The organism is Pseudomonas gessardii (assembly GCF_001983165.1).
In the GTDB taxonomy this organism is placed as follows: Bacteria; Pseudomonadota; Gammaproteobacteria; order Pseudomonadales; family Pseudomonadaceae; genus Aquipseudomonas; species Aquipseudomonas gessardii.
In genome coordinates, this window is sequence record NZ_MNPU01000008.1 from 132,689 (window position 1) to 158,721 (window position 26,033).

Below are 26,033 nucleotides of genomic sequence, written 5' to 3' on the forward strand. Positions count from 1 at the left end.
AGATGAGTGCGCTCTACATGATTGTCGGCACCCTGGTTGCTCTGGGTGTGCTGGTCACCTTCCACGAATTCGGTCATTTCTGGGTGGCGCGCCGTTGTGGCGTCAAGGTCCTGCGTTTTTCCGTGGGGTTTGGCATGCCGCTGCTGCGCTGGCACGACCGGCAGGGCACCGAATTCGTGATTGCCGCCATTCCCCTGGGCGGCTACGTCAAGATGCTCGACGAGCGTGAAGGCGAAGTGCCGGCTGATCAACTGGACCAATCTTTCAACCGCAAGACCGTCCGTCAGCGTATCGCCATCGTGGCCGCCGGCCCGATCGCCAACTTCCTGCTGGCCATGGTGTTCTTCTGGGTTCTGGCCATGCTGGGCAGCCAGCAAGTGCGTCCGGTCATCGGGGCGGTGGAGGCGGGCAGTATCGCCGCCAAGGCTGGTTTGAGCGCCGGGCAGGAAATTGTTGCTATTGATGGCGAGCCAACTACCGGCTGGGGCGCGGTCAATCTGCAGTTGGTGCGACGCCTGGGTGAAAGCGGCACCGTACAGCTGATGGTGCGCGAGCAGGACTCGACGGCCGAGACGCCGCGTGAACTGATATTGGACAAGTGGCTCAAGGGTGCTGATGAGCCTGATCCGATCAAGTCCCTGGGGATTCGTCCATGGCGCCCGGCGCTGCCGCCGGTCTTGGCGGAACTCGATCCCAAAGGCCCGGCCCAGGCTGCCGGCCTGAAGACCGGCGACCGTTTGCTGGCCCTTGATGGCCAGGCACTGGGCGACTGGCAGCAAGTGGTCGATCTGGTTCGTGTACGTCCTGATACGAAAATTGTGCTGAAAATTGAGCGCGACGGTGCTCAAATCGACGTCCCGGTCACCCTCGCGGTGCGCGGGGAGGCCAAGGCGGCCGGCGGGTATCTGGGCGCCGGGGTCAAGGCTGTCGACTGGCCGCCATCGATGGTGCGGGAGGTCAGCTTCGGGCCATTGGCGGCAATTGGCGAGGGTGCACGACGCACTTGGACCATGAGTGTGCTGACCCTCGATTCACTGAAGAAAATGTTGTTCGGCGAGCTCTCGGTAAAAAACTTGAGTGGACCGATAACCATTGCTAAAGTGGCGGGCGCTTCTGCCCAGTCGGGTGTTGCTGATTTCCTGAATTTCCTGGCTTATCTGAGTATTAGCCTTGGGGTTCTGAATTTGTTGCCCATTCCAGTATTGGATGGGGGGCATCTGTTGTTTTATCTCGTCGAGTGGGTGCGTGGTCGCCCCTTGTCGGATCGGGTGCAGGGTTGGGGGATACAGATCGGTATCAGTTTGGTGGTCGGGGTGATGTTGTTAGCCTTGGTCAACGATCTGGGACGTCTGTAACGCTTCGCTGAATTGCGAATCTGCCGCATTTTGCGGCAGTTTGTTTATTGCCAGTTGGAATAAGAAAGGACTTCATGAAACGTCTGCTGCTAACTGCGGTTCTCACCGTATTGATGATCGCCGAAGTTCACGCCGAGTCCTTCACCATCTCCGATATTCGCGTCAACGGCCTCCAGCGGGTTTCCGCGGGTAGCGTCTTTGGCGCCTTGCCGTTGAACGTTGGGGAACAGGCTGACGACCGTCGCCTGGTGGAATCCACTCGAGCGCTGTTCAAAACCGGCTTCTTTCAAGATATCCAGCTGGGCCGTGAAGGCAACGTCCTGGTCATCACTGTCGTCGAGCGACCTTCTGTCGCCAGTATCGAGATCGAAGGCAACAAGGCGATCTCCACTGAAGACCTGATGAAGGGGCTCAAGCAATCCGGCCTGGCCGAAGGCGAGATCTTCCAGCGTGCCACCCTTGAAGGCGTGCGTAACGAGCTGCAACGTCAATACGTTGCCCAGGGCCGCTACTCTGCTTCCGTGGAAACCGAAGTGGTCCCGCAGCCGCGCAACCGTGTCGGCCTGAAGGTCAACATCAACGAAGGCACCGTGGCGGCGATCCAGCACATCAACGTAGTGGGCAACACCAAGTTTGCCGACGAAGACCTGATCGACCTGTTCGAGCTCAAGACCACCAACTGGCTGTCGTTCTTCAAGAACGACGACAAGTACGCCCGTGAAAAACTCTCCGGTGACCTGGAGCGCCTGCGTTCCTACTACCTGGACCGTGGCTATATCAACATGGATATCGCTTCGACCCAGGTGTCCATCACCCCGGACAAGAAGCACGTGTACATCACGGTCAACGTCAACGAAGGCGAGAAGTACCGCGTTCGCGACGTGAAGCTCAGCGGCGACCTGAAAGTGCCTGAAGACCAGGTCAAGTCCCTGCTGCTGGTCCAGAAGGACCAGGTGTTCTCGCGCAAGCTGATGACCACTACGTCCGAACTGATCACCCGTCGCCTGGGTAACGAAGGTTATACCTTCGCCAACGTCAACGGCGTGCCGACCCCCCATGATGATGACCACACTGTGGACATCACCTTTGTCGTCGACCCGGGCAAGCGTGCCTACGTCAACCGCATCAACTTCCGTGGCAACACCAAGTCCGAGGACGAAGTGCTGCGTCGCGAAATGCGCCAGATGGAAGGAGGCTGGGCTTCGACCTACCTGATCGACCAGTCCAAGACCCGTCTTGAGCGCCTGGGCTTCTTCAAGGAAGTCAACGTCGAAACCCCGGCCGTACCGGGTGTGGATGACCAGGTCGACGTGAACTACGCCGTGGAAGAACAGGCGTCCGGCTCGATCACCGCCAGTGTCGGCTTTGCACAGAGTGCCGGCCTGATCCTCGGTGGCTCGATCACCCAGAACAACTTCCTGGGTACCGGTAACAAGGTTTCCATCGGCCTGACCCGTAGCGAATACCAGAGCCGCTACAACTTCGGTTATGTGGACCCCTACTGGACGGCTGACGGTGTGAGCCTGGGCTACAACGCCTTCTACCGCACCACCGACTACAAAGACCTCGACGTCGACGTGGCAAGCTATGCGATCGACAGCCTGGGTGCCGGTGTCAACGTGGGCTACCCGATCAGCGAGACCTCGCGCCTGACCTTCGGTCTGACCGCGCAGCAGGATGAGATCAAGACCGGTGTCTACACCGTGGACGAGATCTTCGACTTCACCCGCCGCGAAGGTGACAAGTTCCTCAACTTCAAGGCCTCGGCCGGTTGGTCCGAGTCCACCCTGAACAAAGGTGTGCTGGCCACCCGTGGTCACTCCCAGAGCCTGACCCTGGAAGCCACCACCCCAGGTAGCGACCTGTCGTTCTTCAAGCTCGACTACCGTGGCCAGTTGTTCACACCGTTGAGCGATAACTACACCATGCGCCTGCACACGGAATTGGGCTATGGTGATGGCTACGGTTCGACCGATGGCCTGCCGTTCTACGAGAACTACTACGCCGGTGGTTTCAACTCGGTACGTGGTTTCAAGGACAGTACCCTGGGTCCTCGCGGTACGCCGAGCCGTGGTGTTGATAAGACGGGTAACGTGGGCACAGTTGCGGACTCGGACAATGATCCGCTGCCATTTGGTGGTAACGTGCTGATTCAAGGCGGTGCGGAAATTCTATTCCCGCTGCCGTTCGTCAAGGACCAGCGTTCCCTGCGGACCTCGGTCTTCTGGGATGTGGGTAACGTATTCGACTCCAAGTGCGAGCAGATCCGTAACCCGAGTGGCTTGAAGTCCAACACCCAGTGCAACGACGTCAGCCTGAGCAATCTGGCCAGTTCCGTGGGTGTGGGTGTGACCTGGATTACCGCCCTGGGCCCGTTGAGCTTCGCCTTGGCGATGCCAGTCAAGAAACCGGATAACGCTGAAACCCAGATTTTCCAATTTTCCCTCGGCCAGACGTTCTAAGCGTCCGACCCAAGATAACGACAACGGATTCTGTAGGAGTGCATCGTGCGTAAGTTGACTCAATTGGTTCTTCTGGCAACCGTGCTGGTCGCAACCCCGGCGTTTGCCGAAATGAAAATCGCCGTCCTGAACTATCAGATGGCCCTGCTGGAATCCGACGCGGCCAAGAAGTACGCCGTGGATGCCGAGAAAAAATTCGGTCCGCAACTGACCAAGCTCAAGACCCTGGAAAGCAGCGCCAAGGGTATCCAGGATCGTCTGGTCGCCGGTGGCGATAAAATGCAGCAAGGCGAGCGTGAGCGTCTGGAGCTTGAATTCAAGCAAAAGGCCCGTGACTACCAGTTCCAGTCCAAGGAGCTGAACGAGGCCAAGGCTGTTGCCGACCGCGAAATGCTCAAGCAACTGAAGCCAAAACTCGACAGCGCCGTGGAAGAAGTCATCAAGAAAGGTGCTTTTGACCTGGTCTTCGAGCGTGGCGCCGTGATTGACGTCAAGCCTCAATACGACATCACCCGCCAGGTGATCGAGCGCATGAACCAGCTGAAGTAAACCATGACTGCGACTATCAAACTCGGTCAATTGGCCGAGTTCCTGGGAGCTACCTTGCGTGGCTCCAAGGAGAAGGAAATCACTGGGCTAGCCACCTTGCAGGAGGCTGGCCCAGCTCAGTTGAGCTTCCTCGCAAACCCCCAATACCGTAAATACCTGGGCGACAGCCAGGCCGCAGCCGTATTGCTGAAGGCCGCTGACGCCGAGACGTTTGCCGGGGATGCGCTGGTGGTGGCTGACCCTTACGCGGCTTATGCGCGGGTTTCCCATTTGTTCGACCCGAAACCCAAGGCTGCCCCAGGTATTCATCCGTCGGCCGTGGTTGCCGATGACGCCCAGGTTGATCCTGCGGCGAGCATTGGTGCGTTTGCGGTGATCGAGAGTGGTGCGCGCATTGGTGCCGGCGTGACTGTTGGTGCCCATTGCTTTATCGGTGCTCGCAGCGAAATCGGCGCAGGCGGCTGGCTCGCGCCGCGCGTGACCCTATACCACGATGTGCGTATCGGGCAGCGGGTAGTGATTCAGTCGGGTGCCGTGATCGGCGGCGAAGGCTTCGGCTTTGCCAATGAGAAGGGCATTTGGCAGAAGATCGCCCAGGTCGGCGGTGTGCTGATCGGTGACGATGTGGAGATTGGCGTCAACACCGCCGTCGATCGCGGGGCCTTGGCCGATACCGTGATTGGCAATGGTGTGAAGCTGGACAACCAGATCCAGATCGCCCACAACGTACAGATTGGCGATCACACGGCCATGGCCGCGTGCGTTGGCATCTCCGGTAGCACCAGGATCGGCAAGCATTGCATGCTGGCCGGTGGTGTCGGGCTGGTGGGTCATATTGAAGTTTGCGACAACGTATTCATTACTGGCATGACCATGGTCACCCACTCGATTACCGAGCCTGGGGCTTACTCTTCCGGTACAGCGATGCAACCCGCGGCCGAGTGGCGCAAGAGCGCGGCCCGTTTAAGGCAGTTGGACGACATAGCCCGGCGCCTGAAACATCTGGAAAAACGTGTTGGGGACGTGACCCCTGGCAGTAATGTTTCATCAGATGGCTGATACCATTTCCATATCAAGTGTGCACAGCAGCTAGACTGCCTTCTTGATTTGCTAGAGGGGCGTGCCTTAGTCCGCGCGCTCCCAATCTTTATTACAGGCTTCCCCCCGAAATGATGGACATCAACGAGATTCGCGAATACCTGCCTCACCGTTACCCGTTCCTGCTGGTGGACCGTGTAGTGGAGCTGAATGTTGAGGAGAAGCGCATTCGTGCCTACAAGAATGTCAGCATCAACGAACCCTTCTTCAATGGTCACTTCCCCGCGCACCCGATCATGCCGGGCGTGTTGATCATCGAAGCAATGGCGCAGGCCGCTGGTATCCTGGGTTTTAAAATGCTCGACCTGAAGCCTGCCGATGGCACGCTTTATTATTTCGTGGGCTCCGACAAACTGCGTTTCCGCAATCCGGTCACCCCAGGTGACCAGTTGATCCTGGAAGCCAAGTTTGTGAGTTGCAAGCGCCAGATCTGGAAGTTTGAATGCCAGGCATCCGTTGATGGCAAGCCTGTGTGCTCCGCCGAAATCATCTGCGCGGAACGCAAACTATGAGTTTGATTGACCCTCGCGCAATCATCGATCCGACGGCCGTACTGGCCGCCGACGTTGAGGTCGGCCCCTGGTCGATCGTCGGCGCAGGTGTGGAAATCGGCGAGGGGACAGTCATCGGGCCGCACGTGATCCTCAAGGGTCCGACCCGCATTGGCAAACACAACCGCATCTACCAGTTTTCCTCGGTAGGTGAAGACACGCCGGACATGAAGTACAAGGGTGAAGAAACCCGCCTGGTAATCGGTGATCACAACATCATTCGTGAAGGCGTGACCATTCATCGTGGCACCGTGCAGGATCGGGCAGAAACCACCCTGGGCGATCACAACCTGGTAATGGCCTATGCCCATATCGGTCATGACAGCGTGATTGGCAACCATTGCATCCTGGTCAATAACACCGCGCTGGCTGGTCATGTACACGTTGACGACTGGGCGATCCTGTCTGGTTTCACCCTGGTGCATCAGTACTGCCATATCGGCGCCCACAGCTTTTCCGGCATGGGTACGGCTATCGGCAAGGATGTACCGGCGTTCGTCACGGTCTTTGGCAACCCTGCCGAAGCCCGCAGCATGAATTTTGAAGGCATGCGCCGCCGTGGTTTCAGCGAAGATGCCATCCACGCCCTGCGTCGAGCCTACAAGGTGGTGTATCGCCAGGGCCTGACGGTTGACCAGGCACTGGCCGATCTGGCCGAGCCGGCAGCGCTGTTTCCAGAAGTTGCCATATTCCGTGATTCGATCCAGGCATCGACTCGCGGCATCACCCGCTGACCATGGCCACACTGCGTATTGCATTGGTGGCCGGAGAAGCTTCCGGCGATATTCTCGGCGCGGGCCTGATGCGAGCCATCAAGGCGCAGCATCCGGCGGTGGAATTCATTGGGGTCGGCGGCCCCCTGATGCAGGCTGAAGGCCTGACCTCCTACTTTCCCATGGAGCGTTTGTCGGTCATGGGGCTGGTGGAAGTGCTGGGGCGCCTGCGTGAGCTGCTGGCTCGGCGCAAACTGCTGATCCAGACCCTGATTGCCGAAAAGCCGGACGTCTTTATCGGTATCGACGCACCGGACTTCACCCTCAATATCGAACTCAAGTTGCGTCAGGCCGGGATCAAGACTGTGCATTACGTCAGCCCGTCCGTGTGGGCGTGGCGGCAGAAGCGCGTGCTGAAGATCCGCGAAGGCTGCGACCTGATGCTGACCCTGCTGCCGTTCGAGGCGCGGTTCTACGAAGAGAAGGGCGTGCCGGTGAAGTTTGTCGGCCATACCCTGGCCGATACCATCCCGCTGCAAGCGGATCGCGCCGCCGCCCGCGCCGAGCTGGGCTTGCCCGAAGGGCCGCTGGTGGCGTTGATGCCCGGCAGCCGTGGCGGTGAAGTCGGGCGCCTGGGCGCACTATTTTTCGATGCGGCCGAGCGCCTACAGGCCTTGAAGCCTGGGGTCCGTTTTGTACTGCCATGCGCCAGCCCGCAGCGGCGTACGCAGATCGAGGCCCTGCTGGTGGGGCGCGACCTGCCCTTGACCCTGCTCGACGGTGGTTCGCACCTGGCCCTGGCTGCGTGTGATGCGGTGCTGATTGCTTCCGGCACCGCCACGCTGGAGGCCTTGCTCTACAAGCGCCCGATGGTCGTGGCCTACCGCCTGGCGCCGCTGACCTACTGGATTCTCAAGCGCATGGTCAAAAGTCCCTACATCTCCTTGCCCAACCTGCTGGCCCAGCGGTTGTTGGTGCCGGAGCTGTTGCAGGATGCTGCAACCCCCGACGCCTTGGCCCAGACCCTTCTGCCGTTGATCGACGGTGGCGAAGAGCAGACCCGTGGGTTTGACGAAATTCACCGTACCTTGCGCCGTGATGCGTCAAACCAGGCCGCCGATGCCGTGTTGACCTTGATCGGCCGCCATCAGGAAACCCTATGAAGACGCAAATGGGCCTGGATTTCAGCCTGGTCGCCCAAACCCACGAACTGGTCGCCGGTGTCGATGAGGTCGGGCGCGGCCCGTTGTGTGGTGCGGTAGTCACGGCAGCGGTGATTCTTGACCCGAGTCGTCCGATTCTCGGCCTCAATGACTCGAAGAAACTCACCGAAGCCCGTCGTGAAAAGCTTTTTGACGAAATCTGCGAAAAAGCCCTCAGCTGGCATATTGCCAGGGCCGAAGTCGAGGAAATCGACGAACTGAACATCCTGCATGCCACGATGCTGGCCATGCAGCGCGCTGTCGAGGGGCTGCACATCACCCCAAAACTGGCGATGATCGACGGTAATCGCTGCCCGAAGCTGGCGATGCCGGCCGAAGCCGTGGTCAAGGGCGATAGCAAGGTGCCGGCGATTGCCGCCGCCTCTATCCTGGCCAAGGTCAGTCGCGACCGTGAAATGGCGGCGTTTGAACTGATCTATCCGGGCTATGGCATTGGCGGCCATAAAGGCTACCCGACGCCCGTTCATCTGGAAGCCCTGGCCCGGTTGGGCCCCACGCCGATCCACCGCCGCTCGTTCGCCCCGGTCCGCCAGGCTTACGAGGCACGCGAAAGCCAGGTCGAGATTTAGGCGCAGGCTGATGTTTTACGCAAGGCCCGGTACAATCCGGGCCTTGTTGTTTTCACACGTATCTAGACAGGATCACTATGCCGGCTTCATTCGTTCACCTGCGCCTGCACACTGAATACTCCCTGGTCGACGGCCTGGTACGGATCAAACCGCTGGTCAAAACCCTGGTGGGCATGAATATGCCTGCGGTGGCGGTGACCGACCAGAACAACATGTGCTCCCTGGTCAAGTTCTACAAGAGCGCCATGGGCGCGGGCATCAAGCCGATCTGCGGCGCCGACTTGTGGCTGTCCAACAAGGACCCCGATAACCCATTGAGCCGTATCAGCCTGTTGGCGATGAACGGCGTAGGTTATCGCAACCTGACTGAACTGATTTCCCGTGGTTTTATCGATGGCCAGCGCAATGGCTCGATCATCATCGAGCGCGAATGGGTGGCCGAGGCCAGTGAAGGGCTGATCATGCTGTCGGCGGCCAAGGAAGGGGAGGTCGGGATTGCCTTGCTGGGCGGCAACCCCCAGGAGGCTGAGGTTCTCGCCCGTGACTGGATGACGGTATTCCCTGACCGCTTCTACCTGGAAATCCAGCGTACCAACCGCCCCAACGACGAAGAACACCTGCACGCCGCCGTGGCCCTGGCCGAAAAGCTGGGCGCGCCGCTGGTGGCGACCAACGATGTGCGCTTTATCAAGAAGGAAGACTTCGAGGCCCACGAAACCCGCGTGTGCATCGGCGAAGGCCGGGCGCTGGACGATCCGCGTCGCTCGAAGAACTACAGCGAAGAGCAGTACCTCAAGAGCGCCGAGGAAATGGCCGAGCTGTTCAGCGACCTGCCCGAGGCCCTGGAAAACTCCGTCGAAATTGCCAAGCGCTGCAATATCGAAGTGAAGCTGGGCAAGCACTTCTTGCCCAACTTCCCGATTCCCGATGGTATGACCATCGATGAATATTTCCGCAAGGTGTCGTTCGATGGCCTGGAAGAGCGTCTGTCCGTCCTGCTGCCCAGGGACACCACCGAAGATTATGACGCCAAGCGCCAGGTGTATGTCGACCGGCTGAATTTCGAGCTGGATATCATTATCCAGATGGGGTTCCCCGGTTACTTCCTGATCGTAATGGACTTTATCCAGTGGGCCAAAAGCAACGGCGTGCCGGTTGGGCCTGGCCGGGGGTCGGGTGCCGGCTCGCTGGTGGCTTATGTGCAGAAGATCACCGACCTTGACCCGCTGGAATATGACCTGCTGTTCGAGCGGTTCCTGAACCCGGAACGGGTATCGATGCCCGACTTCGACGTCGACTTCTGCATGGATGGTCGTGACCGGGTCATCGAATATGTGGCCGAGAAATATGGCCGCAACGCGGTAAGCCAGATCATTACCTTTGGTTCCATGGCGGCCAAGGCGGTAATCCGCGACGTGGCGCGGGTGCAGGGCAAGTCCTACGGCCTGGCGGATCGTCTGTCGAAGATGATCCCCTTTGAAGTCGGCATGACCCTGGAAAAAGCCTACGAGCAGGAAGAAATCCTGCGCGACTTCATCAAGGTCGATGAAGAAGCCGCCGAAATCTGGGAGATGGCGCGCAAGCTCGAAGGCGTGGTGCGTAACGTCGGCAAGCACGCCGGTGGTGTGGTCATCGCGCCGACCAAGCTGACCGACTTTTCGCCGATCTATTGCGACGAAGAAGGCGATGGCCTGGTAACCCAGTTCGACAAGGACGACGTGGAGGCGGCCGGCCTGGTGAAGTTCGACTTCCTCGGCTTGCGAACCCTGACAATCATCGACTGGGCGCTCAAGACCATCAACCGCGAGCGCGCCAAGGTCAATGAAGCACCGCTGGATATCGCCTTTATCCCGCTGGACGACAAGCCGACCTACGCCCTGCTGCAAAAAGCCGAAACCACGGCGGTATTCCAGCTTGAATCCCGCGGCATGAAGGAGCTGATCAAAAAGCTCAAGCCCGACTGCCTGGAAGACTTGATCGCACTGGTGGCCCTGTTCCGTCCGGGCCCGCTGCAATCGGGCATGGTTGACGACTTTATCAACCGTAAGCACGGGCGTGCCGAACTGGCCTACCCGCACTCCGACTACCAGTACGAAGGCCTCAAGCCGGTACTGGCGCCGACCTACGGCATCATCCTGTATCAGGAACAGGTGATGCAGATCGCCCAGGTCATGGCCGGTTACACCCTGGGTGGCGCGGACATGCTGCGCCGGGCCATGGGTAAGAAAAAACCCGAAGAAATGGCCAAGCAGCGCGGCGGTTTCATTGAAGGTTGCGCCACCAACAATATCGATGCTGACCTTGCCGGTAACATCTTTGACCTGGTGGAAAAATTCGCCGGTTATGGCTTCAACAAATCCCACTCCGCCGCCTACGGCCTGGTGTCGTACCAGACGGCCTGGCTGAAGGCCCACTACCCGGCGCCATTTATGGCGGCGGTGCTTTCGGCGGATATGCACAACACCGACAAGGTCGTGACCTTGATCGAAGAAGTGCGGACCATGAAGCTGCGTCTCGACGCGCCGGATGTGAACGCCTCGGAGTTCAAGTTCACCGTGAACGACGAAGGCCGCATCATCTACGGCCTGGGCGCGATCAAGGGCGTGGGCGAAGGCCCGGTTGAGGCGATCACCGAGGCGCGCCAGGATGGGCCGTTCAAGGACCTGTTCGACTTCTGCGCCCGGGTCGACCTCAAACGCATCAATAAACGGACCCTGGATGGCCTGATCCGCAGCGGCGCACTCGACCGTCTCGGCCCGTACTTCCATGACGAGCCGAAGGCCTACCAGGCCAATATCGACCGTAACCGCGCGGTGCTGCTGACCGCCATGGAAGAAGCGATCAAGGCCGCCGAACAGACCGCCCGCACCCATGACAGCGGGCATGCCGACCTGTTTGGCGGGCTGTTCGTCGAAGAAGACGCCGATGTGTACGCCAACCACCGCAAGGCCAAGGAGCTGACCCTCAAGGAGCGGCTCAAGGGTGAAAAAGACACCCTGGGCCTGTACCTCACCGGTCACCCGATTGACGAATATGAAGGCGAGATCCGCCGTTTCGCCCGCCAGCGCATCATCGACCTGAAACCGGCGCGCGATACCCAGACCGTGGCCGGGATGATCATTGCCCTGCGGGTGATGAAGAACAAAAAGGGCGACAAGATGGGGTTCATCACCCTTGACGACCGCTCCGGGCGTATCGAAGCGTCGCTGTTTGCCGACGCGTTCCATTCCGCGCAGTCGCTGTTGCAGACCGACGCGATGGTGGTGGTGGAGGGCGAGGTCAGCAACGATGACTTCTCCGGCGGCCTGCGCCTGCGGATCAAGCGCGTGATGAGCATGGAAGATGCCCGCACCAACCTGGCCGAAAGCCTGCGCCTGAAGGTGAAAACCGAAGCGCTCAAGGGCGATCAGCTACGCTGGCTGGGGGACTTGCTCAAGCGTCACCGTGGCGCGTGCCCGGTGACCATGGAATACACCGGCAGCGATGCCAAGGCGATGTTGCAGTTTGGCGAGACGTGGCGAATTGACCCGGCCGATGGCTTGATTCAAGCATTGCGTGACCAGTTCGGGCGTGACAACGTCTTCCTCCAATACCGTTGACGGTCAGGGCTGGTTTTTTACCCCTGACCTCGACTCAACATTTAATCTCGACCTTGACGCGCCTCTCCCTTAAGGTAGGGCGCGAATAGACCACCGGCTGGCCAGGCACTCCCTGGCCGTCGACCCAAGACGGACGCTTATGAACCCGAATTTTCTTGATTTCGAACAGCCGATCGCTGACCTGCAAGCCAAGATCGAAGAGCTGCGCCTGGTCGGCAATGACAATTCGCTGAATATCGGCGATGAAATCTCCCGCCTGCAAGACAAGAGCAAGACGCTCACCGAAGACATCTTCGGCAAGCTGACCAGCTGGCAGATCGCGCGCCTGGCCCGCCACCCGCGCCGTCCGTACACCCTGGACTATATCGATCACATCTTCACCGAGTTCGACGAGTTGCATGGCGACCGTCACTTCTCCGATGACGCGGCGATTGTCGGCGGTATTGCCCGCCTGGACGACCAGCCAGTGATGGTGATCGGCCATCAGAAGGGCCGTGAAGTGCGCGAGAAAGTGCGTCGCAACTTCGGCATGCCGCGCCCGGAAGGCTACCGCAAGGCCTGCCGCCTGATGGAAATGGCCGAACGCTTCAAAATGCCGATCCTGACCTTTATCGACACCCCGGGCGCCTACCCAGGCATCGACGCTGAAGAGCGCAACCAGAGCGAAGCGATTGCCTGGAACCTGCGAGTGATGGCACGCCTGAAAACCCCGATCATCGCGACCGTGATCGGTGAAGGCGGTTCTGGCGGTGCGCTGGCCATTGGCGTCTGCGACCAACTGAACATGCTGCAATATTCCACCTACGCGGTGATCTCGCCGGAAGGTTGCGCCTCGATCCTGTGGAAAACCGCCGAAAAGGCCCCGGATGCCGCCGAAGCCATGGGCATCACCGCTGATCGCCTCAAAGGCCTGGGCATCGTCGACAAAGTGATCGCCGAGCCCCTGGGCGGCGCCCACCGCGACCCGGCTGCTGCATCGGCCACCATCCGCGCCGAACTTTGCGCGCAGTTGGACATGCTCAAGAAATTCGACAACGAGGCGCTGCTGGCCCGTCGTTACGAGCGCCTGATGAGCTACGGCCTCTAAGCCACTGCATCACCCCTGTGGGAGCGGGCTTATGTGGGAGCAGGCTTGTGTGGGAGCGGGCTTGCCCGCGATAGCAATGTATCAGTGCCAGATGGGTTGACTGGGACACCGCTATCGCGGCGATGCGGCGACCCGACAAGCCCGCTCCCACATTTGCGTTGTATATGCTTGGCTAACGTATTCCAGTTTTGCGGCGGTAACGTGCGATGAAACCAACCCTCCCCGCCAAACTCCTGCAAGCCCTGGCCCCCTGGCACAACGCTCCGGCCTGGCATATCGCCTACTCCGGCGGGCTCGACTCCACAGTCCTGCTGCACCTTCTCGCCGGTCTGGCAAAAACCCAACCTCTACCGCCACTGCATGCCGTCCATGTGCACCATGGCCTCCAAGCCGCAGCTGACGCCTGGCCCGCTCATTGCCAGGCGGTCTGTGAGGCCGCAGGCGTGCCGCTACGCGTCATGCGTGTGAGCGTGCAACCGGGCGCAAGCCTGGAGCGTGCAGCCCGTGATGCGCGCTACCAGGCGTTCGCCGAGGCGATCGGCCCAGGGGAGTTGCTACTGACTGGCCAGCACCGTGATGATCAGGCCGAAACCTTGCTGTTCCGCCTGCTGCGGGGCGCTGGGGTGCGGGGCCTGACCGGCATGCCAGCACAGCGCCCCTTGGGCAAGGGGCACCTGGTACGGCCGCTGCTGGAGGTGTCGCAAGCCGAGCTGGAAACCTACGCCCGCGAGCAGTCGTTGAGCTGGATCGAGGATCCCTCCAACGGCGATCCACGTTTCTCCCGTAATTACCTGCGTCATCATGTGTTTCCCGTACTGGCGGCGCGCTGGCCCCAGGCCGTGAATAGCCTGGCCCGTACCGCCGGGCATGTGGCAGAGGCCCAGGGGCTGCTCGATGAGTTGGCGCAACTGGATATGCAGGCCGCTCAACTGCCGTCGGCGTTTCCCTGGTTGGGGCTGCCATCGTTGGCGCTTGCCCCGCTATGCGATCTTTCTGACGCCCGGCAGCGCAATGCCCTGCGCTACTGGCTGGCGCCGCTGACACCCTTGCCTGACAGCGAGCACTGGATTGGCTGGAGCACCCTGCGCGATGCCAAAGGCGATGCACAGCCAATCTGGCGTTTGGCCGATGGCCAATTGCAGCGTTGCAACGATCGTATCTGGTGGATCCCTACCAAATGGTCAGAGTTTTCCGACAGTCCATTGAGCTGGTCGCACCTGCAAACCCCACTACAGTTACCCGGTAACGGCCAGTTGTATTTCAGCGGGCACGCCCCTGATGGCCCGTTGAGCGTCCGCTATCGCCAGGGCGGTGAAGTCATGGAACTGCCAGGCCGCGGCCGTCGCGACCTCAAGCGTTTGCTCAACGAAAGTGCTGTGCCGGGCTTTATCCGTGGCAGATTGCCGCTGCTGTACCAGGGCTCCCGTTTACTGGCTGTGGCCAACCTGGCCAGGGCCTCGACAGGGCAGGGGGATGACTGGCAATTACAGTGGGCGCCACCCACCTGCGATCAAGGTTTGAGCTGATAGCGCCTTTCCGGTAGACTACGCTCCCTTCTTGATACAACTTCTGTGGATTCTCCTGAAACACAGTCGTTGCCGATTACCAAGCAGTCTTTGCTGGGCGATTCCAAAAAATGTGTAGCGATCAACGTACCGGTGTTCCATTGCTGGTCTGTCACAACGCGGCGGTTTTTTTGAAAGGTGCACTGTGATTAATGCAGGTGATCGGGGGCTTCGGCCTTCCTTCGCTTTCCCCGGCGGCTCCGACCGCTTTAACGCAGACTTCTAGGGTTTTTCATGACGCGCTACATATTCGTCACGGGCGGTGTTGTTTCTTCATTGGGGAAAGGCATTGCCTCCGCTTCGTTGGCGGCCATCCTGGAGGCGCGGGGACTTAAGGTCACCATGCTCAAGCTGGACCCGTACATCAACGTCGACCCGGGCACCATGAGCCCGTTCCAGCACGGTGAAGTGTTCGTCACCCACGACGGCGCCGAGACCGACCTGGACCTGGGCCACTACGAGCGGTTCATCCGCACGACCATGACCCAGAACAACAACTTCACCACTGGCCGTGTCTACGAGCACGTGCTGCGCAAGGAGCGCCGTGGTGACTACCTGGGTGCAACCATCCAGGTGATCCCGCACATCACCGACGAAATCAAGCGCCGCATCATCAAGGGTGCAGGTGATGCCGACGTGGCCATGGTCGAGATCGGTGGCACCGTGGGTGACATCGAATCCCAGCCGTTCCTCGAAGCCATCCGCCAGTTGCGTTTTGAAGTCGGCGCCAAGCGCGCGATGCTGATGCACCTGACGCTGGTGCCGTACATCGCCACCGCTGGCGAAACCAAGACCAAGCCTACCCAGCACTCGGTCAAGGAGCTGCGCTCCATCGGCCTGCAGCCGGACGTGCTGGTGTGCCGCTCCGATCACCCGATCGACATTTCCTCGCGCCGCAAGATCGCCCAGTTCACCAACGTTGAAGAACGTGCGGTGATTGCCCTGGAAGACGCCGACACCATCTACAAGATCCCGGGCATCCTGCATTCCCAGGGCCTGGATGACTTTGTGGTCGAGCGTTTCGGCCTGCAGTGCAATGGCGCGGACCTGTCCGAGTGGGAAGCGGTGGTTGATGCCAAGCTCAACCCCGAGCACGAAGTGACCATCGCCATGGTCGGCAAGTACATGGAACTGCTGGACGCGTACAAGTCGCTGATCGAAGCGATGAGCCACGCCGGCATCAGCAACCGGACCAAGGTCAACCTGCGCTACATCGACTCCGAAGACATCGAGAACCAGGGCACCGCGCTGCTCGAAGGCGTTGATGCGATCCTCGTACCAGGCGGTTTCGGCCTGCGTGGCGTGGAAGGCAAGATCACCGCCGTACAGTACGCTCGTGAGAACAAGGTGCCGTACCTGGGGATCTGCCTGGGCATGCAAGTGGCCGTTATCGAGTTTGCTCGTAACGTGCTGGGCTGGAAAGACGCCAACTCCACCGAGTTCGATCACACCAGCGGCCACCCGGTCGTGGGCCTGATCACCGAGTGGGAAGATGCCACCGGCGCTGTCGAAACCCGTACCGAAAGCTCCGACCTGGGCGGCACCATGCGCCTTGGCGCACAGGATTGCCTGCTGGAGTCCGGTTCGTTGGTGCACGACTGCTACGGCAAGGATGTGATCGTCGAGCGTCACCGTCACCGTTATGAGGTGAACAACAACCTGCTGCCGCAGATCAAGGAAGCCGGCCTGAAAATCTCCGGTCGCTCCGGCGATGGCAAGCTGGTTGAAGTGGTCGAAGCCCCGGATCATCCATGGTTCGTCGCTTGCCAGTTCCACCCTGAGTTCACCTCGACTCCACGCGACGGTCACCCGTTGTTCAGCGGTTTCGTCAAGGCTGCACTGACGCAACATCAGAAGAAGGCGTAAACCTGATGGCCCAGAAGATCATTCGCGTAGGCGATATCGAAATTGCCAACGACAAGCCCATGGTGCTGTTTGGCGGCATGAACGTGCTGGAAAGCCGCGACATGGCGATGCAGGTCTGTGAAGAGTATGTGCGCGTTACCCAAAAGCTGGGTATCCCGTACGTGTTCAAGGCCAGCTTCGACAAGGCCAACCGTTCGTCCGTGACCTCCTATCGCGGCCCGGGCCTTGAAGAAGGCATGCGGATCTTCCAGGACATCAAGCAAGCCTTCGGCGTGCCGATCATCACCGACGTCCACGAGCCTGAGCAGGCTGCGGTGGTCGCCGAGGTGTGCGACATCATCCAGTTGCCGGCCTTCCTGTCGCGCCAGACCGACCTGGTCGTCGCGATGGCCAAGACCGGCGCGGTGATCAATATCAAGAAAGCCCAGTTCCTCGCACCCCTGGAAATGAAACATATCCTGAGCAAGTGCGTGGAAGCGGGTAACGACCAGTTGATCCTCTGCGAGCGTGGTTCGAGCTTCGGCTACAACAACCTCGTGGTGGACATGCTCGGTTTCGGCATCATGAAACAGTTTGAATACCCGGTGTTCTTCGACGTGACCCACGCGCTGCAAATGCCGGGTGGTCGCGCCGATTCCGCCGGTGGCCGACGTGCCCAGGTGCTGGACCTGGCCAAGGCCGGTATCAGCCAGTCCCTGGCTGGCCTGTTCCTGGAAGCCCACCCGGACCCGGACAACGCCAAATGCGACGGCCCGTGTGCCCTGCGCCTGGACAAGCTGGAGCCATTCCTGGCCCAGCTCAAGCAGTTGGACGAACTGGTCAAGAGTTTTCCGACGGTAGAGACCGCGTAACCCGCGTTTCTCCGGTAAACTTTCCGCGTTTTATGCTCAGGCCCCCGGGCCTGAGCCTTGTCGTCTGCAAGCCTGCCCCGTTGTTCCACCCTTGCGGTCGGTCAAAAGATTTCCTTCAGCTGCGTCGTTTTCGTCAACTTTGGAGTGTTTACAACAATGGCAAAAATCGTCGACATCAAAGGTCGTGAAGTTCTCGACTCCCGTGGCAACCCCACCGTCGAAGCCGACGTGCTTCTCGATAACGGCATCATCGGCAGCGCCTGCGCGCCGTCCGGTGCTTCCACCGGTTCGCGCGAAGCGCTGGAACTGCGTGATGGCGACAAGAGCCGTTACCTGGGCAAGGGTGTCCTCAAGGCCGTAGCCAACATCAACGGTCCGATCCGCGACCTGTTGCTGGGCAAGGACCCGCTGGACCAGAAAGCCCTCGATCACGCGATGATCAAGCTCGACGGCACCGAAAACAAAGGCAGCCTCGGCGCCAATGCGATCCTCGCTGTATCCCTGGCTGCTGCCAAGGCCGCTGCCCAGGACCAGGACCTGCCGCTGTACGCGCACATTGCCAACCTGAACGGCACCCCAGGCGTCTACTCGATGCCGGTGCCCATGATGAACATCATCAACGGTGGCGAACACGCAGACAACAACGTCGATATCCAGGAATTCATGGTGCAGCCAGTGGGCGCCAAGACCTTCTCCGAAGGCCTGCGCATGGGCACCGAGATTTTCCATCACCTCAAGGCTGTGTTGAAGGCCCGTGGCCTGAGCACTGCGGTGGGTGACGAAGGGGGTTTTGCACCGAACCTGGCGTCCAACGAAGATGCACTGAAAGTGATCTCTGAAGCCGTGGCCAACGCTGGCTACACGCTGGGCACCGACGTGACCCTGGCCCTGGACTGCGCGGCCAGCGAGTTCTATGAAGACGGCAAGTACAACCTGTCCGGCGAAGGCCAGGTGTTCAACTCCGAAGGTTTCGCGGAATACCTCAAGGGCCTGACCCAGCGCTACCCGATCATTTCGATCGAAGACGGCCTGGACGAGTCTGACTGGGACGGTTGGAAAATCCTTACCGACAAGATCGGCGAGAAGACCCAACTGGTCGGTGACGACCTGTTCGTGACCAACACCAAGATCCTGAAAGAAGGCATCGACAAGAAGATCGCCAACTCGATCCTGATCAAGTTCAACCAGATCGGCACCCTGACCGAAACCCTGGAAGCCATCCAGATGGCCAAGGCTGCGGGCTACACCGCCGTGATCTCGCACCGCTCCGGCGAAACCGAAGATTCGACCATTGCCGACCTGGCCGTGGGCACCTCGGCAGGCCAGATCAAAACCGGTTCCCTGTGCCGTTCCGACCGCGTTTCCAAGTACAACCAACTGCTGCGTATCGAAGAGCAATTGGGCGGTAAAGCCAAATACAACGGTCGTGGTGAGTTTCGCGGCTGAGTCGTTGATGGTAAAAAGACAACGGATTGTGTCGGAAAACTCACTTTAGAGTGAATTTGCGCACTAATCTGATGCCTATCAAGCACAAGCCTGGGTCTTCCAGGCTTCGTGCTATCAGTTGCTTCAAAAGTTTTGCATGGCTGTCTTTTTTCACTGGATACCCGATATTCGATGCGCAGTCCCAATTGGTTGTTCCTCGTCTTGCTCTTGCTGCTGGCTGGCCTGCAGTACCGCCTTTGGGTGGGCAATGGCAGCCTGGCGCAGGTAACCGACCTGACCCAGCAAATTGCCGCGCAGCACGCCGAGAATGAGGTGTTGCTGGAGCGCAACCGTGTACTCGATGCCGAAGTGCTTGAGTTGAAAAAAGGCATGGAGACCGTTGAAGAGCGGGCTCGTCATGAATTGGGCATGGTCAAGGAGGGCGAAACCCTCTACCAGTTGGCCCAATGAACGCCTGTTTACCGGCCTTCTGGGCCGTGATTCCTGCCGCGGGCGTCGGTGCCCGTATGGCCGCGGACCGCCCCAAGCAATATCTGCAGTTGGGCGGGCGCACGATTCTCGAACACAGCCTGGGCTGTTTCCTTGACCACCCGAGCCTCAAGGGGCTGGTGGTCAGCCTGGCGGTGGATGATCCTTACTGGCCCAACCTGGGGTGTGCCGGCGACCCGCGTATCCAGCGCGCGGATGGCGGGGCACAGCGTTCAGGCTCGGTGCTTAATGCGTTGCTGCAACTCAATGCCCTGGGCGCCAGCGATGACGATTGGGTGCTGGTGCACGATGCCGCCCGGCCGAACCTGAGCCGCGAGGATCTCGACACGTTGCTGGCGGCGCTGGCGGACGACCCGGTGGGCGGCTTGCTGGCGGTGCCGGCCCGCGACACCCTCAAGCGCGTCGACAAGCAGGGGCGGGTGGTGGAAACCATTGACCGCAGCCTGATCTGGCAAGCCTACACCCCGCAAATGTTCCGCCTGGGCGCCTTGCATCGGGCCTTGGCCGATAGCCTGGTGGCCGATGCGCTCATCACCGATGAAGCCTCGGCCATGGAATGGTCCGGCCAGGCGCCACGCCTGGTCGAAGGGCGTGCGGACAATATCAAGGTGACCCGGCCGGAGGATCTGGAGTGGCTTAGGTTGCGGTGGGCTAATCGCCGGTAGGCTGCTGGACCGAGGTGACTTCATCGCAGGCAAGCCAGCTCCCACACTCGACTGCATGTGCCTGCTGGAATGCGGTCAAGTGTGGGAGCTGGCTTGCCTGCGATGAGGCCAGGCCTGACACCCCAGATCACCCGCCATACTCCGGCCGCCCAGCCAGCCCTCCCACATTCGACTGCATGTGCCTGCTGGAATGCGGTCAAGTGTGGGAGCTGGCTTGCCTGCGATGAGGCCAGGCCTGACACCCCAGATCATCCGCCATACTCCGGCCGCCCAGCCAGCCCTCCTACACTCGACTGCATGTGCCTGCTGGAATGCGGTCAAGTGTGGGAGCTGGCTTGCCTGCGATGAGGCCAGGCCTGACACCCCAGATCATCCGCCATACTCCGGCCGCCCAGCCAGCCCTCCCACACTCGACTGCATGTGCCTGCTGGAATGCGGTCAAGTGTGGGAGCTGGCTTGCCTGCGATGAGGCCAGGCCTGACACCCCAGATCACCCGCCATACTCCGGCCGCCCAGCCAGCCCTCCCACACTCGACTGCATGTGCCTGTTGGAATGCGGTCAAGTGTGGGAGCTGGCTTGCCTGCGATGAGGCCAGACCTGACACCCCAGATCACCCGCCATACTCCGGCCGCCCAGCCAGCCCCTCCTTCAAAAACTCCACCAACTTGCGCACCTTCGGCGACAAATGCCGCTGCTGCGGATACAGCGCCCACACTGCAGTATTCGGCGGTTGGTGGGCCTCAAGTAGTGAAACCAGCGCGCCGCTGTGCAAGTGCTCCAGCACGTAATAATCCGGCAACTGGCATAACCCCACCCCCTGCAACGCCGCATCCAGCACTGCCTGCCCGCTGTTGCAGCGCCAGTTTCCCTGCACCCTTTGGGAAAATTCGCGCCCATCCTGGGCCAATTGCCAAATATCCGAGCTGCCGATCAGGCAGTTGTGCCGGCTCAGTTCCGACAAGCTATGTGGGCGTCCATACCGCTCCAGGTAGGATGGCGATGCGCACAGATACATGCGTCGCGGCGCCAGGCGGCTGGCGACCATCCGCGAATCCTGCAGGCGGCCCAGGCGGATCGCCAGGTCCAGGCCCTCATGCACCAGGTCGAGGGGGCGGTTGCTCAGTTCGATATCCACGCGCAATTGCGGATACAGCCCCATGAAACGCGTGACCAGCGGCACAATAAAGCGTTCGCCATAAGCCACGGCGCAGGTCATGCGCAACATGCCCTTGGGTTCGCTGGTCAGGTCGCCTACGGCGCGCAGGGCTTCTTCGCGCCCATCCTGTAGGCGTTGACAGTGTTGCAGGAAGGTCTGCCCGGCCTCGGTCAGCGTGACACGCCGGGTGCTGCGGTAGAGCAGGCGGGTTTGCAGGCGTTCTTCCAGGCGTGCCACCTGGCGGCTGATATGGGACGAGGACACGCCCAGGCGTTCGGCGGCCGCGGTAAATTGGCTGCACTCGGCCACGGCGACGAACTCATCGATGCCTTCCCAGCGGTTTTCCAGCATGGTGATTATCCCAGTACAGCAATAATGTTTTGCTTTTGCCTGGATTATTAATCAAAGAGCCCTGTTTTACACTGCCCGTCTCACTTTTAAAGTTCCTGGAGAAACCCGGATGATCAAGTCACGCGCCGCTGTCGCCTTTGAAGCCAAGAAACCGCTGGAGATCGTGGAAGTGGATGTGGCCATGCCCAAGGCCGGCGAAGTCCTGTTGCGCGTGGTCGCTTCCGGGGTGTGTCATACCGACGCCTACACCCTGTCGGGTGCCGACCCGGAAGGCATCTTCCCATCGATTCTCGGCCACGAAGGCGGCGCGGTCGTAGAAGCGATTGGCGAGGGTGTGACCTCGGTCGCGGTGGGTGACCATGTGATCCCGCTGTACACCCCGGAATGTGGCAAGTGCAAGTTCTGCCTGTCGGGCAAGACCAACCTGTGCCAGGCCATCCGTGCAACCCAGGGCAAAGGCCTGATGCCGGACGGTACTACACGATTTTCCTACAAGGGGCAGCCGATTTTCCACTACATGGGCACGTCGACCTTTTCCGAATACACCGTGTTGCCGGAAATCTCCGTGGCCAAGATCCCCAAAGAAGCCCCGCTGGAAAAAGTCTGCCTGCTGGGCTGCGGCGTCACCACCGGTATCGGTGCGGTGATCAACACCGCCAAGGTCAAGCCTGGCGACACCGTGGCCATCTTCGGCCTGGGTGGGATCGGCTTGTCGGCTGTGATCGGTGCGGTGAAAGCCAAGGCCGCTCGTATCATCGCCATCGACATCAACCCGGCCAAGTTCGAGATCGCCAAGCAACTGGGCGCCACCGACTGCATCAACCCGAAAGACTACGACCGGCCGATCCAGGACGTGATTGTCGATTTGACCGACGGTGGCGTGGACTTTTCCTTCGAGTGCATCGGCAACGTCCAACTGATGCGTGCGGCCCTTGAGTGCTGCCACAAAGGCTGGGGCGAGTCGGTAATCATCGGTGTCGCCGGGGCTGGCCAGGAAATCGCCACCCGTCCATTCCAACTGGTGACCGGTCGCGTCTGGCGCGGTTCGGCCTTTGGTGGCGTGCGTGGCCGCAGCGAGTTGCCAAGCTATGTGGAAATGGCCCAGACCGGCGAAATCCCGTTGGATACCTTCATCACCCACACCATGGGCCTGGAAGATATCAATAAGGCATTCGACCTGATGCATGAAGGCAAGAGCATTCGCACCGTCATCCATTTCTGAGGTCGGCCATGAGTCTGCAAAACCTGTCATGCCAGAAGAGCTTCGGCGGCTGGCATAAGCGTTACAAACATCATTCCGATGTGCTGGACTGCGATATGACCTTCGCCGTCTACTTGCCACCGCAGGCGGAGCAGGGTGGCAAGCTGCCGGTGTTGTACTGGTTGTCGGGGCTGACCTGCACCGATGAAAACTTTATGCAGAAGGCCGGCGCGCAGCGTGTGGCGGCTGAGCTGGGGATGATCATCGTCGCCCCGGACACCAGCCCCCGTGGGCCGGGTGTGCCGGGCGACCCGGACAATGCCTGGGATTTTGGCCTGGGTGCCGGGTTTTACTTGAATGCCACGCAAGAACCGTGGAGCAAGCACTATCGGATGCATGACTATGTCGTGCAGGAATTGCCGGCGTTGGTTGAAGCTCATTTCCCGGCGTCCGACAAGCGCGGCATCAGCGGGCATTCAATGGGCGGCCACGGTGCGTTGGTGTGCGCCTTGCGCAATCCGGGGCGCTACCAGTCAGTGTCGGCGTTTTCGCCGATCAACAATCCGATGGATTGCCCTTGGGGGCAGAAGGCTTTTGCCCGCTACCTGGGGGAAGAGCGCTCCAAGTGGCGCGAATGGGACGCCTGCGTGCTGCTCAGCGAAGCCTCGGAAAAACTGCCACTGCTGGTCGACCAGGGCGATCGCGACGACTTCCTCGCCACCCAACTCAAGCCCGAGGCCTTGCAACACGCCGCCAAGGCCGCCGGCCATCCGCTGGAGCTGCGCCTGCAACCGGGCTATGACCACAGCTACTTCTTTATCGCCAGCTTCATCGAGGACCACTTGCGTCATCATGGACGTGCTTTGCTCGGTTAATGTCCGGCAAAAGTAGGTAGAATCACGCCCTGAATTAACTCGGGGCGTTTTTTTATGCGTATTGGCCACGGCTATGATGTGCACCGTTTCGCCGAAGGCGACTTCATCACCCTGGGCGGCGTGCGCATTGCGCACCACCATGGGTTGCTGGCTCATTCCGACGGCGACGTTGTGCTGCATGCCTTGAGCGATGCCTTGCTCGGCGCGGCGGCGTTGGGGGATATCGGCAAGCACTTCCCGGACACCGATCCCACCTTCAAGGGCGCGGACAGTCGCGTGCTGCTGCGGCATGTGGTCGGCCTGATCCATGCCAAGGGCTGGAAGGTCGGCAATGTCGATAACACCATCGTCGCCCAGGCACCCAAAATGGCCCCGCATATCGAATCGATGCGCGCAGTGATTGCCGCCGACCTGCAAATAGAACTGGATCAAGTCAACGTGAAAGCCACCACCACCGAAAAGCTCGGGTTTACCGGTCGTGAAGAGGGCATTGCGGTGCACTCCGTCGCCTTGTTGCTGCGCGCATGAACGACCTGCAACTATTGGGCCCGCGGGCCTATGGCGAGGCACTGGGCAGTGCGGTGCTCAAGGCGACAGCCGAAGATTTTCAGGTCGATGAAGTGCTGGATATCCCGCTGACCGGCGAGGGTGAACACCTGTGGCTGTGGGTGGAAAAGCGCGGCCTGAACACCGAGGAAGCGGCGCGGCGCATTGCCAAGGCTGCCGGCGTGCCGTTGCGCACGGTCAGCTATGCCGGCCTCAAGGACCGCCAGGCGTTGACGCGCCAGTGGTTCAGCGTGCAACTGCCGGGCAAGGCCGACCCGGACCTGAGTGCGGCGCAAAACGACACCCTGAAGATCCTCAAGACCGCCCGCCACAAGCGCAAGTTGCAGCGTGGCGCGCATGCGGCCAATGGTTTTACCCTGCGCCTGACCCAACTAGTGGGCGACCAGGCCGCTATCGATGCGCGCCTGCAACTGCTCGCCAAGCATGGGATTCCCAATTATTTCGGCGCCCAGCGCTTTGGCCACAACGGCGGCAACATCGTCGATGCCCGCGACTGGGCGGCCCGCAAGGCCTTGCCGGAACAGCGCAATGTACGTTCGCGCCTGCTGTCGACCGCGCGCAGCTTTGTGTTCAATAAGGTGTTGGCGGCGCGGGTTGCCGATGGTTCATGGCAGCGTGCCCAGGTCGGTGACCTGCTGGCGTTCACCGACAGCCGCAGCTTTTTCCCGGCGGGGGAGGCGCAGTGCAGCGATCCGCGCCTGGCCATCCTCGACCTGCATCCCACCGGCCCACAGTGGGGTGAAGGCGATTCGCCCGCCGCTGGCGCCACCCATGAGCTGGAGCAAGCCGTCGCCGCGAGCGAGGCGCACCTGTGCGAGTGGCTGGCCAAAGCCGGCATGAGCCAGGAACGGCGCATTCTGCGACTGCCCATTGGCGGGTTGACGTGGCATTATCCCGAGACTGACATTCTGCAATTGGAATTCGTCCTGCCGGCCGGATGCTTCGCCACTGTCTTGGTGCGCGAGCTTGTTGATCTGGTGCCGGTGGGGCAGACGGACAGCCCATGCGTATTCTGATATCTAACGACGACGGGGTCACCGCACCCGGCCTTGCCGCGCTTTATGCTGCGCTGGCAGATTATGCCGAGTGCGTGGTGGTTGCCCCGGACCAGGACAAAAGCGGCGCCAGCAGTTCGCTGACGCTCGACCGTCCGTTGCACCCGCAGACCCTGGCCAATGGCTTTATCAGCGTTAATGGCACGCCGACCGATTGCGTGCACCTGGCGATCAACAGCTTGCTGGCCGATGAGCCGGACCTGGTGGTGTCCGGGATCAACCTGGGCGCCAACCTGGGCGATGATGTGCTGTATTCCGGCACTGTGGCGGCGGCCCTTGAGGGGCGTTTCCTGGGGCGCACGGCATTTGCCTTTTCGCTGGCGTCGCGGCAGGTGGATAACCTGGCCACTGCGGCGTATTTTGCGCGCAAACTGGTGGAGGCCCATGGCACTCTGGTGCTGCCGCCGCGTACGGTGCTCAACGTCAATATTCCCAATCTGCCCCTGGACCATATTCGCGGCATCCAGTTGACCCGCCTGGGCCACCGCGCCCGCGCTGCGGCACCGCTGAAAGTGGTGGATCCCCGTGGCAGGGAAGGCTACTGGATTGCCGCAGCGGGCGACGCCGAGGATGGCGGGCCGGGCACGGACTTTCATGCGGTGATGCAAGGTTATGTTTCGATTACCCCGCTGCAACTCGATCGCACCTTCAATGATGCCTTCGGTGGTCTCGATCCCTGGCTGGAGGGGCTGCGCTGATGGCTCGTGAACAGGACGACCTGTTGCGCCGGGGCATAGGC

General features: G+C 60.6%; 22 protein-coding genes. 21 read left to right on the forward strand and 1 reads right to left on the reverse strand.

The features are described from left to right. The first annotated feature begins 2 nt into the window (after nucleotides 1–2). From rseP to ispD, 16 genes are all read left to right on the forward strand, one after another. Entirely contained in the window at nucleotides 3–1,355 is a 1,353-nt protein-coding gene (gene rseP / locus BLL38_RS08600) for a sigma E protease regulator RseP (RefSeq protein ID WP_076962172.1), read from the forward strand. Nucleotides 1,356–1,429: 74 nt separating this feature from the next. Next, entirely contained in the window at nucleotides 1,430–3,817 is a 2,388-nt protein-coding gene (gene bamA, locus BLL38_RS08605; protein WP_076962173.1) for an outer membrane protein assembly factor BamA, read from the forward strand. A gap of 45 nt (nucleotides 3,818–3,862) precedes the next feature. Beyond that, complete coding sequence (locus tag BLL38_RS08610) at nucleotides 3,863–4,366, forward strand: OmpH/Skp family outer membrane protein (RefSeq protein ID WP_003219314.1); 504 nt, start codon at nucleotides 3,863–3,865, stop codon at nucleotides 4,364–4,366. Nucleotides 4,367–4,369: 3 nt separating this feature from the next. Then, complete coding sequence (gene lpxD, locus BLL38_RS08615) at nucleotides 4,370–5,425, forward strand: UDP-3-O-(3-hydroxymyristoyl)glucosamine N-acyltransferase (protein ID WP_076962174.1); 1,056 nt, start codon at nucleotides 4,370–4,372, stop codon at nucleotides 5,423–5,425. A 110-nt stretch (nucleotides 5,426–5,535) separates the two neighbouring features. Then, nucleotides 5,536–5,976: a 3-hydroxyacyl-ACP dehydratase FabZ gene (gene fabZ, locus BLL38_RS08620; protein WP_029297270.1), complete on the forward strand. Its 441-nt coding sequence runs from the start codon at nucleotides 5,536–5,538 to the stop codon at nucleotides 5,974–5,976. Then, a complete protein-coding gene (gene lpxA, locus BLL38_RS08625; protein WP_076962175.1) occupies nucleotides 5,973–6,749 on the forward strand; it encodes an acyl-ACP--UDP-N-acetylglucosamine O-acyltransferase in 777 nt (258 codons plus the stop codon). Before fabZ ends, lpxA begins: the two co-directional genes overlap by 4 nt. Before the next feature lie 2 nt (nucleotides 6,750–6,751). After that, complete coding sequence (lpxB, locus tag BLL38_RS08630) at nucleotides 6,752–7,891, forward strand: lipid-A-disaccharide synthase (protein ID WP_076962176.1); 1,140 nt, start codon at nucleotides 6,752–6,754, stop codon at nucleotides 7,889–7,891. Next, nucleotides 7,888–8,520 carry a ribonuclease HII gene (rnhB, locus tag BLL38_RS08635; RefSeq protein ID WP_076962177.1) on the forward strand — a complete coding sequence of 211 codons (633 nt, stop codon included), beginning with the start codon at nucleotides 7,888–7,890 and terminating at the stop codon, nucleotides 8,518–8,520. Before lpxB ends, rnhB begins: the two co-directional genes overlap by 4 nt. Nucleotides 8,521–8,597: 77 nt before the next feature. Further along, complete coding sequence (gene dnaE / locus BLL38_RS08640) at nucleotides 8,598–12,119, forward strand: DNA polymerase III subunit alpha (RefSeq protein WP_076962178.1); 3,522 nt, start codon at nucleotides 8,598–8,600, stop codon at nucleotides 12,117–12,119. 139 nt (nucleotides 12,120–12,258) lie between these two features. After that, nucleotides 12,259–13,206, forward strand: a complete 948-nt coding sequence (locus BLL38_RS08645) for an acetyl-CoA carboxylase carboxyltransferase subunit alpha (protein WP_029297260.1) — start codon at nucleotides 12,259–12,261, stop codon at nucleotides 13,204–13,206. Nucleotides 13,207–13,412: 206 nt separating this feature from the next. After that, on the forward strand, nucleotides 13,413–14,732 hold the full coding sequence (gene tilS / locus BLL38_RS08650; protein ID WP_076962179.1) for a tRNA lysidine(34) synthetase TilS: 1,320 nt from the start codon (nucleotides 13,413–13,415) through the stop codon (nucleotides 14,730–14,732). Between the two features lie 273 nt (nucleotides 14,733–15,005). Next, nucleotides 15,006–16,637 (forward strand): CTP synthase, encoded by a 1,632-nt coding sequence (pyrG, locus tag BLL38_RS08655; RefSeq protein WP_076962180.1) that lies wholly within the window; start codon nucleotides 15,006–15,008, stop codon nucleotides 16,635–16,637. 5 nt (nucleotides 16,638–16,642) lie between these two features. Then, nucleotides 16,643–17,488: a 3-deoxy-8-phosphooctulonate synthase gene (gene kdsA / locus BLL38_RS08660; RefSeq protein ID WP_076962181.1), complete on the forward strand. Its 846-nt coding sequence runs from the start codon at nucleotides 16,643–16,645 to the stop codon at nucleotides 17,486–17,488. A gap of 156 nt (nucleotides 17,489–17,644) precedes the next feature. Further along, complete coding sequence (gene eno, locus BLL38_RS08665; protein WP_076962182.1) at nucleotides 17,645–18,934, forward strand: phosphopyruvate hydratase; 1,290 nt, start codon at nucleotides 17,645–17,647, stop codon at nucleotides 18,932–18,934. A gap of 171 nt (nucleotides 18,935–19,105) precedes the next feature. Beyond that, nucleotides 19,106–19,384 (forward strand): cell division protein FtsB, encoded by a 279-nt coding sequence (ftsB, locus tag BLL38_RS08670; protein ID WP_029297251.1) that lies wholly within the window; start codon nucleotides 19,106–19,108, stop codon nucleotides 19,382–19,384. After that, a complete protein-coding gene (ispD, locus tag BLL38_RS08675) occupies nucleotides 19,381–20,088 on the forward strand; it encodes a 2-C-methyl-D-erythritol 4-phosphate cytidylyltransferase (RefSeq protein WP_076962183.1) in 708 nt (235 codons plus the stop codon). Before ftsB ends, ispD begins: the two co-directional genes overlap by 4 nt. A gap of 611 nt (nucleotides 20,089–20,699) precedes the next feature. On the opposite strand, the gene BLL38_RS08680 is transcribed toward ispD, so the two are convergent. Beyond that, nucleotides 20,700–21,596 (reverse strand): LysR substrate-binding domain-containing protein, encoded by an 897-nt coding sequence (locus tag BLL38_RS08680; RefSeq protein WP_038446476.1) that lies wholly within the window; start codon nucleotides 21,594–21,596, stop codon nucleotides 20,700–20,702. A gap of 109 nt (nucleotides 21,597–21,705) precedes the next feature. Between BLL38_RS08680 and BLL38_RS08685 the strand changes: the two genes are divergently transcribed. Genes BLL38_RS08685 through surE form a run of 5 tightly spaced genes read left to right on the forward strand, consistent with a single transcriptional unit; the run spans nucleotide 21,706 to nucleotide 25,992 of the window. Continuing rightward, nucleotides 21,706–22,818, forward strand: a complete 1,113-nt coding sequence (locus BLL38_RS08685) for an S-(hydroxymethyl)glutathione dehydrogenase/class III alcohol dehydrogenase (protein ID WP_076962184.1) — start codon at nucleotides 21,706–21,708, stop codon at nucleotides 22,816–22,818. Nucleotides 22,819–22,826: 8 nt separating this feature from the next. Then, entirely contained in the window at nucleotides 22,827–23,672 is an 846-nt protein-coding gene (gene fghA / locus BLL38_RS08690; protein ID WP_076962185.1) for an S-formylglutathione hydrolase, read from the forward strand. 54 nt (nucleotides 23,673–23,726) lie between these two features. After that, on the forward strand, nucleotides 23,727–24,200 hold the full coding sequence (gene ispF / locus BLL38_RS08695; protein WP_029297241.1) for a 2-C-methyl-D-erythritol 2,4-cyclodiphosphate synthase: 474 nt from the start codon (nucleotides 23,727–23,729) through the stop codon (nucleotides 24,198–24,200). Further along, complete coding sequence (truD, locus tag BLL38_RS08700) at nucleotides 24,197–25,255, forward strand: tRNA pseudouridine(13) synthase TruD (protein ID WP_076962186.1); 1,059 nt, start codon at nucleotides 24,197–24,199, stop codon at nucleotides 25,253–25,255. Before ispF ends, truD begins: the two co-directional genes overlap by 4 nt. Then, nucleotides 25,243–25,992 (forward strand): 5'/3'-nucleotidase SurE, encoded by a 750-nt coding sequence (gene surE, locus BLL38_RS08705; RefSeq protein ID WP_076962187.1) that lies wholly within the window; start codon nucleotides 25,243–25,245, stop codon nucleotides 25,990–25,992. The genes truD and surE overlap by 13 nt, the downstream gene beginning before the upstream one ends. Nucleotides 25,993–26,033: the final 41 nt, after the last annotated feature.

Excerpts from the sequence above, each read along its gene's own strand:
- rseP (WP_076962172.1), top strand. The coding sequence starts at position 3 with ATGAGTGCGCTCTACATGATTGTCGGCACCCTGGTTGCTCTGGGTGTG.
- bamA (WP_076962173.1), top strand. The coding sequence starts at position 1,430 with ATGAAACGTCTGCTGCTAACTGCGGTTCTCACCGTATTGATGATCGCC.
- lpxD (WP_076962174.1), top strand. The coding sequence starts at position 4,370 with ATGACTGCGACTATCAAACTCGGTCAATTGGCCGAGTTCCTGGGAGCT.
- fabZ (WP_029297270.1), top strand. The coding sequence starts at position 5,536 with ATGATGGACATCAACGAGATTCGCGAATACCTGCCTCACCGTTACCCG.
- lpxA (WP_076962175.1), top strand. The coding sequence starts at position 5,973 with ATGAGTTTGATTGACCCTCGCGCAATCATCGATCCGACGGCCGTACTG.
- lpxB (WP_076962176.1), top strand. The coding sequence starts at position 6,752 with ATGGCCACACTGCGTATTGCATTGGTGGCCGGAGAAGCTTCCGGCGAT.
- rnhB (WP_076962177.1), top strand. The coding sequence starts at position 7,888 with ATGAAGACGCAAATGGGCCTGGATTTCAGCCTGGTCGCCCAAACCCAC.
- dnaE (WP_076962178.1), top strand. The coding sequence starts at position 8,598 with ATGCCGGCTTCATTCGTTCACCTGCGCCTGCACACTGAATACTCCCTG.
- BLL38_RS08645 (WP_029297260.1), top strand. The coding sequence starts at position 12,259 with ATGAACCCGAATTTTCTTGATTTCGAACAGCCGATCGCTGACCTGCAA.
- tilS (WP_076962179.1), top strand. The coding sequence starts at position 13,413 with ATGAAACCAACCCTCCCCGCCAAACTCCTGCAAGCCCTGGCCCCCTGG.
- pyrG (WP_076962180.1), top strand. The coding sequence starts at position 15,006 with ATGACGCGCTACATATTCGTCACGGGCGGTGTTGTTTCTTCATTGGGG.
- kdsA (WP_076962181.1), top strand. The coding sequence starts at position 16,643 with ATGGCCCAGAAGATCATTCGCGTAGGCGATATCGAAATTGCCAACGAC.
- eno (WP_076962182.1), top strand. The coding sequence starts at position 17,645 with ATGGCAAAAATCGTCGACATCAAAGGTCGTGAAGTTCTCGACTCCCGT.
- ftsB (WP_029297251.1), top strand. The coding sequence starts at position 19,106 with ATGCGCAGTCCCAATTGGTTGTTCCTCGTCTTGCTCTTGCTGCTGGCT.
- ispD (WP_076962183.1), top strand. The coding sequence starts at position 19,381 with ATGAACGCCTGTTTACCGGCCTTCTGGGCCGTGATTCCTGCCGCGGGC.
- BLL38_RS08680 (WP_038446476.1), bottom strand. The coding sequence starts at position 21,596 with ATGCTGGAAAACCGCTGGGAAGGCATCGATGAGTTCGTCGCCGTGGCC.
- BLL38_RS08685 (WP_076962184.1), top strand. The coding sequence starts at position 21,706 with ATGATCAAGTCACGCGCCGCTGTCGCCTTTGAAGCCAAGAAACCGCTG.
- fghA (WP_076962185.1), top strand. The coding sequence starts at position 22,827 with ATGAGTCTGCAAAACCTGTCATGCCAGAAGAGCTTCGGCGGCTGGCAT.
- ispF (WP_029297241.1), top strand. The coding sequence starts at position 23,727 with ATGCGTATTGGCCACGGCTATGATGTGCACCGTTTCGCCGAAGGCGAC.
- truD (WP_076962186.1), top strand. The coding sequence starts at position 24,197 with ATGAACGACCTGCAACTATTGGGCCCGCGGGCCTATGGCGAGGCACTG.
- surE (WP_076962187.1), top strand. The coding sequence starts at position 25,243 with ATGCGTATTCTGATATCTAACGACGACGGGGTCACCGCACCCGGCCTT.